Source organism: Microcystis sp. T1-4 (genome assembly GCF_000297435.1).
GTDB lineage: Bacteria > Cyanobacteriota > Cyanobacteriia > Cyanobacteriales > Microcystaceae > Microcystis.
In genome coordinates this window covers 15,469-29,183 of record NZ_CAIP01000323.1, presented here as the reverse complement: position 1 = coordinate 29,183, position 13,715 = coordinate 15,469, and the positions used below count along the sequence as shown (strand labels likewise).

The window sequence follows — 13,715 nt, the reverse complement described above, 5'->3', positions numbered from 1 at the left end:
GCCATGATACCAGTCCGAACGATGAAGCACATTCCTCAGATGCGTGAAATTCCTCACTTGAATCCTCAAAGGGTAGGAAATTTACACGAGTTGACGATTGCCCCCCTTGATAAAGCCAGAGAAACGGCGATTAACGGCTTGCAAGGTTATCCCTACCTCCCCAGCCAATGCCAAGCTTTATTCGCAGAAAACCTGGAACTTTCACGCCGACTGCAAACCTTAAGATCCTTAGGAAAATTGAGTGCAATGGAGAGCCGTGATAGCAGTCAGAACGATCAGTCACATTCTCCATATACAGTGAAATTTCTCAATTGAATCCTCAAACGGTAAAGAAGTTTACACGGTTAATGATTGCCTCTGTTGATAGAGCAAGGGAGATGGCAATTAATGGGTGGGAAAGCGACTCCTATCCCTATAGCCAATCCCAAGCTTTATTAACAGAAACCCCGGCAGCTAAACTTTAAGCCTTAAAATCCCTACCCCAATCGGGGGCAATGGAGAGCCATGATACCAGTCAACAATGATCAAGCACATTCCTCCTGTCGGCGAAGTTCCTTACTCGAATCTTCCCAAGGCAGAGGAAATTTGACATTGTTTAATTACATCATTTTTTCCCTCGGATAAAACTTCTTGGCCCGGCTCCCCACTGGGGACTCACTGTTAAAAACTGTTAATTTACCAATTCCAACCATGACCCTTGCTTGCACACCTTACGATTCTGATAATCAAGCCTTGCTGACCAGTCCAGAAAGTAGTAGCCAAGCCGGTTTAGCCCCTTTACTGTTAACTGTTGTGGAACTGGTACGCCAACTGCTCGAAGCCCAAATCATTCGCCGGATGGAAAAAGGGGTTCTCAGTGAGTCTGATTTAGATAGAGCCGCAGAAAGTATCCAAAAATTGCAAGAACAAGTTCTCTATTTGTGTGAAATTTTTGAGGTCGAGCCAGAAGAGTTAAATGTCCACCTAGGAGAGTTTGGAACTCTTTTACCGGAAGCAGGGAGTTATTACCCAGGAAAGGAGGGTATTAAGCCTTCTGTGTTAGAATTAGTGGATAGACTCCTCAATACGGGAGTTGTTGTGGAAGGAAATGTTGATCTGGGTTTAGCTCAACTAGATTTAATTCATCTAAAGCTTCGTTTGGTTTTGACTTCTCATCCGCTTTAATTTGGGAGAATACTGATGACAGTGGGTCTTTATTTATATGGAATATTTCCCGAACCTGTTCCTGACGGACTGGTTTTGCAGGGTATTGATAATGAGCCAGTTCACAGTGAGATGATTGATGGTTTTAGTTTTCTCTACTCCGCTGCTCATAAAGAGAAGTATTTGGCATCCCGTCGCTATTTAATTTGCCATGAAAAAGTATTAGAAACTGTCATGGAAGCAGGGTTTACAACGTTGTTGCCCCTGCGGTTTGGCTTAGTTATCAAAACCTGGGAATCTGTCACCGAACAACTAATTACTCCCTATAAAACCCAACTGAAAGAATTATTTGCTAAACTGTCAGGACAACGAGAGGTTAGCATTAAGATTTTTTGGGATAATCAGTGGGAATTACAAGCGGCTTTGGAGTCTAATCCTAAGTTAAAACAAGAACGGGATGCGATGATGGGGAAAAACTTAAATATGGAAGAAATTATCCATATAGGTCAACTCATTGAAGCCACTGTATTGCAACGGAAACAAGACATTATTCAAGTCTTTAGAGAGCAATTAAATCATCGCGCCCAAGAGGTGATTGAAAGCGATCCAATGACGGATGACATGATTTACAATGCAGCTTATTTAATTCCCTGGGAGCAAGAGCCGGAATTTAGCCAAAACGTTGAAGCGATCGATCAGCAATTTGGTGATCGCCTAAGAATTCGCTATAACAATTTAACCGCACCCTATACCTTTGCCCAACTTGTCTAAGGAGATTATCAGTTATGTTTCTCGATCTTTTACTTCTTCCTGTTACCGGTCCTATTGGGGGTCTGATCTGGATTGGGGAAAAAATTCAAGAGCGTGCAGATATAGAATATGATGAGGCGGAAAATTTGCACAAATTATTATTATCCTTACAACTATCTTACGATATGGGCAATATTTCTGAGGAAGAGTTTGAAATTCGGGAAGAAGAACTGTTATTAAAAATTCAAGCCTTAGAAGAAGAGGCAGCAGCAGACCAATCTGAATCTTCTCTCTAAACTGGCAATCTTTCCCACCCTACAAGTCAGGAACAAAATCACAAGTTGTAGCAGCACTTAGTAAGGGCGGCTTTGACAGGCTCAAGAACTCGTTGAACCTCGGTCAGAACTAGCCCTTGATCAAGACTTAATATTCTAGGTAAAAAGCTTGGAAATTACTAGAATTATTAGAGGATTGAGCAACAGTTTTGGGGGAATCAGGTTTTTTAGCTACACTAGGAGGATTGACTGTACGCATATTTTGAATACTTTGTTCTGTGATCTCAATTTGATCTGTCACAAACGTCAGACGACTTTTTAACTGCTGAATCTGCCGCTCCATCATTTCTAATTTTTCTTGGATACGTTGTTTTTCAGTAATTAACTTATAAAGCTCAAGTTGCTGATCTGCTTCAGATTGCTTCCGAGGCATAGTGCTAATTTTAGATCTAATTGGTCTGGGTGGACGAGTGGTTGTCATAACAATCCCTGAATAACTTAGAACATTCTAGCATATCAACGCCCCAATATAAAAACTTGTAAAAAATCGTCAATTTTCTTTCGATCAACCTTATGAAATTGTACAATCTATATACTTACGCTTTTTTGAAAACCCCAATAGAAAGCCTAAAATTACCCGTTGGAATGGCTAACCCGTTGTTACTGATAACCGGCGGAGACCTCTCGGCCGTAGTCGAACCTGAAGTTAGTTTAGACACTTTACAAAATGATGATGAACGCTTGATTCAATCGGTTTTATGTCATGATCGAGTCATCTGTGAATTATTTCAACAAACCACTATTTTACCCTTACGTTTTGGCACATCTTTTTTAGAGACAGAAAATTTACTGACTCATCTTTGTTCCCATGCCCAAGAATATCAAGAAAAAATTGAAGAACTTGAGGGAAAAGGAGAATATCTTTTAAAATGTATTCCCCGTAAGCTAGAGGAGCCTGTACTCTCTTCTGAAAGCAGGGGCAGACAATATTTTTTAGCCAAAAAACAGCTTTATGAAGCCCAACAAGATTTTTATACTTTGCAAGGTTCAGAATGGCAAATTATCGTGGATTTAGTGAGCCAAAGCTATCCGTCAACGAGGATTATTAATGCTCCAGGGACAGAATCACGAATTTATCTTTTAGTTGATTTTCAAGAAGAACCTTTACTAATCGAGCAAGTCTTGCATTGGCAGAAAGCCTGCCCCCGTTGGGAATTACAATTAGGACAAGTTTCTCCCCCCTATCACTTTACTTAACTTGATTTCTCTATGACTAACTTTAACTTGGTAAATAACTCTCTAAGTTGCTATGACACTCGACATTTAGTTATGTTTAGTGGCAAAGGAGGAGTGGGAAAAACCACCCTTTCCTGTGGATTTGCTCGCCGTTGGGCTAAATTATTTCCCGAGGAACAAATCCTATTAATCTCAACCGATCCTGCTCATTCTTTAGGGGATGTATTGCAAACAGAAGTTAGCGATGAGGCATTACCTGTAAAAGACTTACCTAACTTAAAAGTTAGGGCATTAGATGCGGAAAAATTGCTCTTAGAATTTAAAGAAAAATACGGAAAATTTTTAGAAACTTTAGTAGAACGGGGCAGTTTTGTTGAAGGAGAAGATTTAACTCCTGTTTGGGATTTAGACTGGCCAGGTTTAGATGAAATTATGGGTCTATTAGAAATTCAGCGATTACTTATTGACAATGTTGTAGATCGAATTGTTGTTGATATGGCTCCCTCTGGTCATACCTTAAATTTATTGGAAATTAAAGACTTTTTAGAGATTATTCTCAATTCTTTAGAGTTGTTTCAAGAAAAACATCGTGTTATTTCGCAAACTTTTTCAAAAACCTACAATGCCGATGATGTGGATGACTTTTTAGTCAAAACACAAGCAGAATTAACCGAAGGCAAACGAATCCTACAAGATCTGGATTTTACCCTTTGTTTAATTGTGGCAATTGCCGAACCGATGAGTTTATTAGAAACCGAACGATTACTCAATAGTTTGCATCACTTAAATATTCCCTGCGGCAGATTATTTATTAATCGCATTCTAACGGATCCTAATCAAAATTTAGATCGCTACAGTGAGCAACAGCAACTCCTCGATAAATTCCTAAAAATTCCAGGTCAAGAGACAATTTTCACCCTGCCCCAACAGGCAAAAGAACCCCTAGGAGGTGAAGCATTAGATCAGATCATGAGTCAAATTGAAATTATCGAAAAAGTAGAATTTATGGCCCCGCCTCCTATTCAATGGCCGCAAAAAATTCTGCCGAGTTTTAGTGATTTTATTGACGACAAACGCCAACTCATTATCATTGGTGGCAAGGGAGGGGTGGGAAAAACCACCGTTGCCGCAGCTATTGGTTGGGCGTTAGCTAATCGTCATCCCGAGCAAAAAATTAGAATTATTTCTATTGATCCTGCTCATTCTTTGGGAGATGCCTTTGGGACAAAGTTAGGACATCAATCCACACAATTAACTGCTAATTTAAGTGGTCAAGAAGTTGATGCTAATATCATTTTAGAAAAATTTCGGGATGATTATTTATGGGAACTGGCAGAAATGATTAGTGGTGAAGGTAAGGAAGAAGGGAACATCAAACTAGCTTATACTCCAGAAGCTTGGCGACAAATTGTCGCTCAATCTCTGCCAGGAATTGATGAAATGTTGTCCCTAGTAAAAGTAATGGAGTTATTAGACCAGAAACAACAAGATTTGATTATTTTAGATACGGCTCCTACCGGTCATCTCCTGCGATTTTTGGAAATGCCAACGGCTTTAGGAGATTGGTTAAGTTGGATTTTTAAGCTTTGGATGAAGTATCAAGATGTCTTAGGGCGTGTAGATTTAATGGGACGATTGCGAATCTTAAGACAACAGGTGATGTCTGCCCAGAAAAAACTCAAAGACCCCCAACATACAGAATTTATTGGAGTTTTGCAAGCCCAAGATGCCATCGTTGCCGAACAACTGCGATTGACAGCATCTTTGCAAAAAAAGGGAGTCTATCAACGTTACGTCGTGCAGAATCGTTATCATGCTAATGAGGAAATTGATCGGGATTTATTCCCAGATCAAACTTTGATCCGCTTACCCAGTTTACCTCGGTCTGTAGAACCGCTAGCCCGGGTCAAAGCCGCGGCAGATCTGTTATTTTAAAGGTAATTAGTCTTTAAAGTCGGACTTCTTAACCCCATCTATCACCCAGTCCCCATCCTTCACTTGACTCAGGAGAAATTTTATGGTAGAACTATTCAAAGGCTTTGAGCAATTAGTCGAACTGGCTAAAACCTTAGAGGAAAAACTGGAAAAAGGGGAAATTAAAACCGAAGTGCAGTTTAACTCTCGTTCCTTGAGTAACATCCCCCGTGCTGGCGGTATTCCCCGTTCAGGGGGAGTTTCTCGCCCGAGCAATTCTGGTGGGGATGATTTTGAGGTGAATCGCAATCGCGATACCCCCACCGATTCAGGGGTTGAAGACAGTGTGACACCACCCGAAGGACCGACCACGGCTTCCCTGAAAGATGTTGGTGGCTTGACGGAAGTGATTAAAGAACTCAAGGAACTAATTGCCATTCCTCTGAAACGCCCCGACTTATTGGCCAAGTTAGGACTTGAACCCACTCGCGGCGTTCTCTTAGTCGGCCCCCCTGGAACCGGTAAAACCCTGACTGCCCGTGCTTTGGCCGAAGAACTCGGTGTTAACTATATTGCCTTAGTCGGACCAGAGGTGATCAGCAAATATTATGGGGAGGCTGAGCAAAAACTGCGGGGAATTTTTGAGAAAGCCAGTAAGAATGCGCCTTGTATCGTTTTTATTGACGAAATTGATAGCATGGCACCCGACCGCAGTAAAGTTGAAGGGGAAGTCGAAAAAAGACTGGTGGCCCAATTGCTCGGTTTAATGGATGGCTTTGCCCAAAGCCAGGGGGTGATTGTTCTAGCGGCGACAAACCGTCCCGACCATCTTGACCCCGCCCTCCGTCGCCCCGGACGGTTTGACCGAGAAGTCCTCTTTCGGGTGCCTGACCGCAAGGGCCGTTTAGAAATCCTGCAAATTCTCACCCGTTCCATGCCCCTAGATGAATCAGTTTCCTTAGATCTGATTGCCGATAATGCGGTGGGATTTGTCGGGTCAGATTTAAAAGCCGTTTGCCAGAAAGCGGCCTATAGTGCTTTGCGGCGCCAGGTTCCTACGATTGACTCGCGAATTCCAGAAACAATGACGGTAGTCCAAGCCGACTTTTTGCAAGCCCTTAAAGAAGTTAAACCGGCGGTATTGCGCTCTGTGGAGGTGGAATCTCCCCATGTGGCCTGGGACAATATTGGCGGACTTGAACAGATTAAACAAACCCTACAGGAGTCTGTGGAAGGGGCATTACTCCATCCGCAATTATATACGCAAACCAAAGCCCAAGCTCCCAAAGGTATTTTACTTTGGGGTCCCCCTGGAACGGGAAAAACCTTATTGGCCAAAGCGGTTGCATCTCAGGCGCGAGCTAATTTTATTAGTATTAATGGACCTGAGCTTTTGAGTAAATGGGTGGGGGCCAGTGAACAGGCAGTGCGTGAGTTGTTTGCCAAAGCTCGTCAGGCAGCACCTTGTGTGGTTTTTATTGATGAAATTGATACTTTAGCGCCGGCAAGAGGTCGTTATAGTGGGGATTCGGGAGTGAGTGACCGGGTTGTGGGACAAATCCTCACGGAGTTAGATGGGTTGCAAACGGGGGCAACGATTTTAGTGATTGGAGCCACTAATCGCCCAGATGCCTTAGATCCAGCCTTATTGCGAGCGGGACGTTTGGATTTACAGTTAAAAGTTGATTTACCGAATGCCTCTAGTCGTTTAGCAATTCTGGGGGTCCATAATGATGAACGTCCTTTAGAGGATGTGGATTTAGGCCATTGGGCCGAGGCAACCGAAGGCTGGAATGGCGCAGATTTAGCGTTATTATGTAACCAAGCGGCACTGATGGCAATTCGTCGTTATCGTCATCAGGGAATGACTGACCCAACTGAGATTCGCATTACAACGGCTGATTTTAATCATGCTTACCAACTGTTGATTGAACAGCGTGCCAATTGATTTTTTTTCCCCCTTACTTTAAGTAAGGGGGGAGAATCTCAACTCAGGAAAACCATCCTAAAAAGGAAAATTTGCCAAAATCTCTGCGATCAAATGAGCCACCACCCATATTGGTATAAGTTTAGTTTATGCCGCTATCGGTGGATTTAAAGGGCCAGCTTCTGTCATCCTTGCTTTCTGTTGCTTCAAATCGGCTAGTTGTTTTAGCAATTGTTCTCTTACTTCATAGCGATAGGCAAAAAAATGCTCACCTATCCCTAGGGTCGCTAGATACTCTTCTAGCAGACGGGGCTTGACCCAAGCAATCACCGCCAGTTGCCACCAGAAACGGAACCGCGTCGGTCGGACAATCCCCTGCCGCCAGAGCAAGGAACGGAACAATTGCCACTGTTGCCAATCTAATTTACGGTTCGATTTGCCGCGCCATCCCCCCATCATCATGAAATGGTTGAAGGTTCGTTTCAGGTAGTTAACAGGCTCGTAGATTTCCCAGAAAGCATCGATGTATTCTTCGGTAATCTCTTCCACCGGGCGAGTTGGCTCAAAGTTCATCATCGCTCCCTGATGGAAAGTACCCATGCCATCCACCAGACGACCTTCCCGTTGCAGGCGATTCCACAGGGCAGTATTTTGCAGTGCCTGGAGCAGGCTAAACTGCCCCTGGGGAATACTCGCCTCCATAATAAAATCTTTGATCCGCTGCCCTGCGCCAGATTTCTCATTGTCAAAACCGATAATGAAGCCAGACATAATCTGCAGCCCCATGCGGGTAATTTTGTGACAGGATTCGATCAGGGATTGGCGGGTGTTTTGAACCTTGTTAATGCCCATTAAGCTATCGGTATCTGGTGTCTCAATCCCCATAAACACCAGCACAAAGCCGGCCTTGACCATTAACTCAATCAGTTCGCTGTCTTCGGCCAGATTAAGGGAAGCTTCCGTAATCAGTTTAAAGGGATACTGGTGTTGTTCCATCCAGGGGATCAACTCCCGCAGAAACACCTTGGCATTCCGCTTATTGCCAATGAAGTTGTCATCGACAACAAAAATGTAGCGCCTCCAGCCCAGTTGGTATAACGTCTCCAACTCAGCCAACATTTGTTCTGGGGTTTTGGTGCGAGGTTTGCGGCCATAGAGGTTGATGATGTCACAAAATTCGCATTGAAAGGGGCAACCGCGAGAAAACTGCACGGTAATCGCCAGATAGGCATCCAGATCTAGTAAATCATAGCGGGCGATCGGTGTCATGGTTACATCTGGTTTCTCACTGGCTCTAAAGACACCACTCGGTTCACCCCGCTCCAGGGCCGCCAGGAACAGAGGGATTGTCAGTTCTCCTTCATCGAGAATCAGGTAATCTGCCCCAGCTTTTTGGGCAACTTCTGGATAGGAGGTGGGGTAAGGCCCGCCTACAGCCACTTTTTTACCCAACTGCAACCCTTTGGCAATCAATTCTTGAAAGTCCTTTTTCTGAATGATCATGGCGGAGATGATTACCAAATCGCACCACTCCCAATCCGAAGCCGTTTCTAATCTGACATTGCGATCAACAAACCGGATTTCCCAATCCGATGGTAACAGGGCTGCCACCGTAATTAAACCCAGGGGCGGATTGGTTGATCTTAAACCGGCTAGATCTAAAGTCTCTTGATAGGACCAAAAGGAGTTGGGCATCAGCGGCCATAGTAATAGGGCTTTCATTCAGGTGTCTCCAATGAAGAAGCTATATGCTTTACATACTAGCCACAAAGCCCAAGTCGATCAAGACTGTTTTAACATCTTTTTTTACTAATAAATTAGTTCTAAATAAATTGTGAAAAAATAGCTATTTTTTGGAGATTAGCACAATTGAATGCACGATGCTTGCTAAAAACCCGTGTTTTACCATTTTTATCAACGCAATGTAGAGGCTGTTTGCCTCTTTTGGGTATTTTTGGGTAGGTTTGCTAAAAAATCCTGATTCTGACAAACCCTCTTAAAATTCGCAAGCTCCGAATAGTAGAGGTTTCAGTCCCTAGTCAGTCTGTTTTATCGGTAAAACACGAGTTACTAGACATCTCGACCATGACTATTTATGGTCAGGTAAACATAAGCGTAGTTAGACAATTTTATACCGACATGGACAAAAAATTTTCTCCTATTAATTTTCGTCTTTATGACAAGCGGCAGGGAAAAACCAAGAAGGATGACTTGAGAGAAATGGTCAAGGAGGTGATGGAATGGGGGTAGTTCCCTCATACATAATTTGGGATAGATCGATCTGTAGTATTATTTGGCCGATTGGATAGTTTAGGTTCCTATCTCTTGAGATTTAAGCAATATTTATGATCCCAAAATTACCAAGAAATTTATCATAAATCAACTATAAAAAATATAGTTTATGTCTCTTTAATTTTCGACAATAAATAAATTAAATAACTGGTAATTATAGTCAAATTTATGACCAAAATCAATTATATTCAGCTATTTGTCCGATTAATTCTCCTCCCTTAGGAGAGGGACAATCTCGCAGATAGACAGTCAATCATCTTCGGGTGCGATTGTCTGGTTTTAACTAATTGCGGTAAAATTAACCTAAATTCTCTATCGGCAAATTCGATGACTGCCTTCACTACTTCCCTAGCTCTTTTAAGTCAATTTAAATTGGGAGATTTAAACTTAGAAAATCGTCTTGTGCTTGCTCCCATGACGCGAGCGCGAGCCGGAGAAAAACGTCTTGCTAATGAGATAATGGCCGAGTATTACCGGCAAAGGGCCAGCGCGGGATTAATGATTACGGAAGCGACGGTAATTTCTCCCCAAGCTAACGGTTGGCAAAATACCCCCGGTATCTACACCGATGAACAAGCGCAAGCATGGCAAATGGTGACAAAAATCGCCCAAAGAAAAGGAACACCACTTTTTTGTCAATTGTGGCACTGTGGTCGCGCTTCTCATCCTAGTTTTCAGGAAAATCGGGCTTTACCCGTTGCCCCTTCCGCAATTAGGATTAAGGGGGAGTCGTACACACCCATAGGTAAACAGCCCTACGAGACCCCTAGAGCCTTAGAAACCGAGGAAATCCCCACAATTGTCGCCGATTACCGCCAAGCCGCTCAGAGGGCAAAATTAGCGGGGTTTGATGGCATAGAAATCCATGGGGCTAATGGTTATTTAATCGATACTTTTCTACAATCGGCCACTAATCAGCGTCAGGATAAATACGGTGGCAGTTTAGAAAATCGCTATCGTTTTTTACAGGAAGTAGTCGAGGCAATTTTAACTGTTTTTCCCAGTCATCGGGTGGGGGTGCGTCTGTCTCCCAATGGGGTTTATAATGACATGGGTTCCGAGGATTTTCGAGAAACTTTTCTCTATGTTGCCCAAAGATTAAATGAGTACAATTTAGCTTATTTGCATCTGCTAGATGGCTTGGCTTTTGGTTTTCATGAAAAGGGTCAACCGATGCTTTTATCCGAGTTTCGGGCTGTTTTTAATAGTGCTTTAATCGGCAATTGTGGTTATACAAAAGAAACTGCTGAAGCCGCTATTAAGTTAGGAGATGCGGATTTAATTGCTTTCGGTCGCCCCTATATCAGTAATCCCGATTTGGTGGAAAGATTCGCCAATAATTGGCCCCTTAATCCCGATGCTGAGATGAAAGATTGGTATTCTTTTGACAAGGAAGGTTATATCGATTTTCCCAGTTATAAACCCTAGTTAGATATGTGCAATCAATTGTGTCTAGCTACTTATCCATAATAACTACCGCTTTGACTCAGTGGAAGTCAAACAACTTCCCTTTCGCCTTGATGGAGTCTTTCAGCCTCAAAATAATAACCCGAGATTTCATCGTCAAACCAGGGTGGGGACGAGGATAAAGTTATCCCCTCACCCAACCTTACTTACCAACGATTTAAGAAACCGCCACCATTACCCCAGCGCGGTCGGGAATTAAAGAAACCACCACCGTCAGACCAACCATTGCGCCAAGGCCGCGCATTAACGAAACTACCACCGCGACCATCTACCCAACCACCGGCACGACTATTCCCCCAACCGCGATTGCCACCATCTCCCCAGCCTAAAGCTTGTAAACTAGGGTCGGCAGTACCTTCTGGCAGTTGGTTAACTCGTTCGCGTACAGCGCTAGATAGACGACTTAAACGCGCTTCAATGGGATTAGCCTCCTCTGAGGCAGCCTGGGCAGTGCTAGTCAGACCGAAGGCAGATAAAGCGAGAAGAAAGCCGACTAAACCGGTTTTATTGCTGATATTCACCTGAATTTCTGCTCCTATTTGGCTTCTTGGGGATTAATTTGGGCGTGTTCGATAACTTTGAAGGCAAAAAACCCCTTTAATAATTCTGGGGGGATGGGAACCATGCCTTGACTACCGAACCAGCGATCGATTTGACTAACGGTGGCCGTATCATTGGTGATGTAATCCTGCATCATTTTAACAATGGCATAGTTGACATCATCCAAAAAAGTAGAGTTATTTTCAGGAACCATGCAAGCAATGCCAAAATTAGCTAGAGCTTCTTCGGGGACGATTTCGTAAGCTTGAGGGTTATCTCTGAGGATTGTTCCCGCTAAAGAAATGCTATCCCCCGCTATTGCGTCAATTTTACCAGTTTTTAAAGCTTCGATCGCTTCTTCTACGGTGCTGTAGGTAGTAACAATTGTTGCCTGCGGTTGTACTAATTTAATCACATCCACGGCCGCAGAAGTGGGAACCAAGGCGATGCGTTTACCGATTAGGGATTGAGGAGTGGAGAGATTGCTACCCTTTTTGGCTAAAATCCTAATCCCAGAAATGCTGTAACTGATGGAAAAATCGACCACTTTCGCCCTTTCCCAAGTAAAAGCCGTACTACAGGCGATATCGATGTCCCCGCTACGAATGAGATTAATTTTCTCTCCGGGTTGGTTCGCTTCCACCATTTGCAGGGTGACGGGACGACCGAGACGAGTTTGCAATCGTTTTCTAATTCGTTCCAACACATCCATAGAATAGCCGACTAATTCCCCCTTATCATTGATGTAGGAGTAGGGAATCGCATCAAAACGGGTTCCTACGGTCAAAAATCCCGTGCGAGCCACTTTTTCCACCACTGTTTCCGCTAAACTTGCACTGGCGAGGAACATAGGTAATATGCAACCCAGTCCCACTAACTGTAAAATTTTCTTCATAAATCGAGTGCTTGCTCCCGTACAAACATAACTATACTAGAAGTCGCTAAAAAATCTTCAAGGTTTCCATAATAATTTCTGTGAACTTTTACAAATTAGATGGCGGTTCAAGGCGAATTAATTGGCCGTTACCTTCATCGGTGAGCAGGTATAAAAATCCATCAGGACCTTGACGCACATCCCGCACCCTCTGACCGATGGGAATCGCTTCTTGATTGATAATTTCACCGGATTTATTCACTGACAGACGGCGAATATCCCTGGAAACTAAACCACCGGCGAATAAATTTCCCTGCCAATCAGGAAAACGATTACTGGTATAAAAGACCAATCCCGAAGGAGCGATCGCAGGTGTCCAAATTGTTTTCGGATCGATCATACCGGGGCGAGATTTTTCGCGGGAAACCGGGGTATTAGTGCCGTACTCTTGACTAGCAGAAACCACTGGCCAACCATAATTTTTACCTTTTTCAATTAAATTTAATTCATCCCCTCCTTTCGCTCCGTGTTCTGTTGCCCAGACTCTTCTAGTCATCGGATCAAAGCTGATTCCTTGAATATTCCGATGGCCATAACTCCAAATTTTAGAACCCGCAAAAGGATTATCTTTCGGTATAGAACCATCGTCATTGATGCGGATAATTTTACCTAAATGACTTTGCAGATTTTGGGACTGTTTTCTAATTAAATCTCCCGCTAATTGTAGGGGAGGATTACCCCCGTCCCCAATCGCTACCAATAAAGTGCCATCCGGTAGCCATAATAACCGCGAACCGAAGTGTTGAGAGCCGGTTTTTGCCTGGGAAACTTCAAAAATAACCTGCAAATCTCGCAAACTTGTACCATCATAAACCGCACGAGCGACGCGGGTACGATTAGCCTCCTGGTCTCCGTGGGCATAAGTTAGATAAATCCAGCGATTTTGGGCAAATTGGGGATGAATTGCCACATCGAGCAATCCTCCTTGTCCGACGGCAAAAACTTCGGGAACTCCAGCGATGGCTTTTGGTTCTAATTTGCCCTCTCTAACCACTCTTAAACGACCGGGACGCTCTGTGATCAGGATTTCCCCGTTAGGTAGCCAAACCATCGACCAGGGATGCTCTAAACCCTCGATTACGGTCACTTTTTGCCATTGATTTCTCTGGGAATTATTCGCCGAAGTTAATACATTTGCACCTTGACAACTGGAGATAATTATGGTAATTAAAACGCTAGATACTAAAGGCGAGAAAAGGCGATTGAAAGAATTAAGCATTAGTTGGTAACTCCCCAA

Annotated in this window: 13 protein-coding genes and 1 pseudogene; 9 read left to right on the top strand and 5 right to left on the bottom strand. The window is 43.4% G+C overall.

Annotation, left to right across the window (positions count from 1 at the left end; genetic code table 11):
- Window positions 1–3 precede the first annotated feature (3 nt).
- From MICAI_RS16825 to MICAI_RS16810, 4 genes are all read left to right on the top strand, one after another.
- Window positions 4–315 (top strand): hypothetical protein, encoded by a 312-nt coding sequence (locus tag MICAI_RS16825; protein WP_008204895.1) that lies wholly within the window; start codon window positions 4–6, stop codon window positions 313–315.
- Between the two features lie 375 nt (window positions 316–690).
- Complete coding sequence (locus MICAI_RS16820) at window positions 691–1,164, top strand: gas vesicle protein K (protein ID WP_039900427.1); 474 nt, start codon at window positions 691–693, stop codon at window positions 1,162–1,164.
- Between the two features lie 15 nt (window positions 1,165–1,179).
- Window positions 1,180–1,914 carry a GvpL/GvpF family gas vesicle protein gene (locus MICAI_RS16815; RefSeq protein ID WP_008204891.1) on the top strand — a complete coding sequence of 245 codons (735 nt, stop codon included), beginning with the start codon at window positions 1,180–1,182 and terminating at the stop codon, window positions 1,912–1,914.
- Between the two features lie 14 nt (window positions 1,915–1,928).
- Window positions 1,929–2,189, top strand: a complete 261-nt coding sequence (locus MICAI_RS16810; protein ID WP_008204889.1) for a gas vesicle protein GvpG — start codon at window positions 1,929–1,931, stop codon at window positions 2,187–2,189.
- Between the two features lie 127 nt (window positions 2,190–2,316).
- Here the strand turns inward: MICAI_RS16810 and MICAI_RS16805 are convergent, their stop codons facing one another.
- Window positions 2,317–2,649, bottom strand: coding sequence for a gas vesicle protein (locus MICAI_RS16805; protein WP_008204887.1), 333 nt, complete (start codon window positions 2,647–2,649; stop codon window positions 2,317–2,319).
- 92 nt (window positions 2,650–2,741) lie between these two features.
- Between MICAI_RS16805 and MICAI_RS16800 the strand changes: the two genes are divergently transcribed.
- The 3 genes from MICAI_RS16800 (at window position 2,742) to MICAI_RS16790 (ending at window position 7,266) form a co-directional block, all read left to right on the top strand.
- Window positions 2,742–3,425 carry a GvpL/GvpF family gas vesicle protein gene (locus tag MICAI_RS16800; protein WP_008204885.1) on the top strand — a complete coding sequence of 228 codons (684 nt, stop codon included), beginning with the start codon at window positions 2,742–2,744 and terminating at the stop codon, window positions 3,423–3,425.
- Between the two features lie 12 nt (window positions 3,426–3,437).
- Window positions 3,438–5,339, top strand: a complete 1,902-nt coding sequence (locus tag MICAI_RS16795) for an ArsA family ATPase (protein ID WP_008204882.1) — start codon at window positions 3,438–3,440, stop codon at window positions 5,337–5,339.
- 82 nt (window positions 5,340–5,421) lie between these two features.
- Window positions 5,422–7,266: an AAA family ATPase gene (locus MICAI_RS16790; RefSeq protein WP_008204880.1), complete on the top strand. Its 1,845-nt coding sequence runs from the start codon at window positions 5,422–5,424 to the stop codon at window positions 7,264–7,266.
- A 126-nt stretch (window positions 7,267–7,392) separates the two neighbouring features.
- On the opposite strand, the gene MICAI_RS16785 is transcribed toward MICAI_RS16790, so the two are convergent.
- The gene (locus tag MICAI_RS16785; protein ID WP_008204878.1) at window positions 7,393–8,967 is read right to left on the bottom strand and encodes a B12-binding domain-containing radical SAM protein; all 1,575 of its coding nucleotides are present in this window, start codon (window positions 8,965–8,967) and stop codon (window positions 7,393–7,395) included.
- A gap of 897 nt (window positions 8,968–9,864) precedes the next feature.
- Between MICAI_RS16785 and MICAI_RS16780 the strand changes: the two genes are divergently transcribed.
- Together MICAI_RS16780 and MICAI_RS27955 are read left to right on the top strand one after the other, a co-directional pair.
- Window positions 9,865–10,965 carry an alkene reductase gene (locus tag MICAI_RS16780; RefSeq protein WP_008204874.1) on the top strand — a complete coding sequence of 367 codons (1,101 nt, stop codon included), beginning with the start codon at window positions 9,865–9,867 and terminating at the stop codon, window positions 10,963–10,965.
- 40 nt (window positions 10,966–11,005) lie between these two features.
- Window positions 11,006–11,188: pseudogene (locus MICAI_RS27955) on the top strand (DUF2887 domain-containing protein); the annotation flags it as partial.
- Here MICAI_RS27955 and grrA read toward each other — a convergent pair.
- The 3 genes from grrA to MICAI_RS16765 all read right to left on the bottom strand — a co-directional run bounded on the left by grrA (window position 11,151) and on the right by MICAI_RS16765 (window position 13,697).
- Window positions 11,151–11,525, bottom strand: coding sequence for a GrrA/OscA1 family cyclophane-containing rSAM-modified RiPP (gene grrA / locus MICAI_RS16775; protein WP_008204872.1), 375 nt, complete (start codon window positions 11,523–11,525; stop codon window positions 11,151–11,153). The pseudogene MICAI_RS27955 and the gene grrA overlap by 38 nt on opposite strands.
- Window positions 11,526–11,539: 14 nt before the next feature.
- Entirely contained in the window at window positions 11,540–12,439 is a 900-nt protein-coding gene (grrP, locus tag MICAI_RS16770) for an extracellular substrate binding-like orphan protein GrrP (protein WP_008204870.1), read from the bottom strand.
- A gap of 88 nt (window positions 12,440–12,527) precedes the next feature.
- Window positions 12,528–13,697, bottom strand: a complete 1,170-nt coding sequence (locus tag MICAI_RS16765; RefSeq protein ID WP_039900426.1) for a PQQ-dependent sugar dehydrogenase — start codon at window positions 13,695–13,697, stop codon at window positions 12,528–12,530.
- Window positions 13,698–13,715 lie beyond the last annotated feature (18 nt).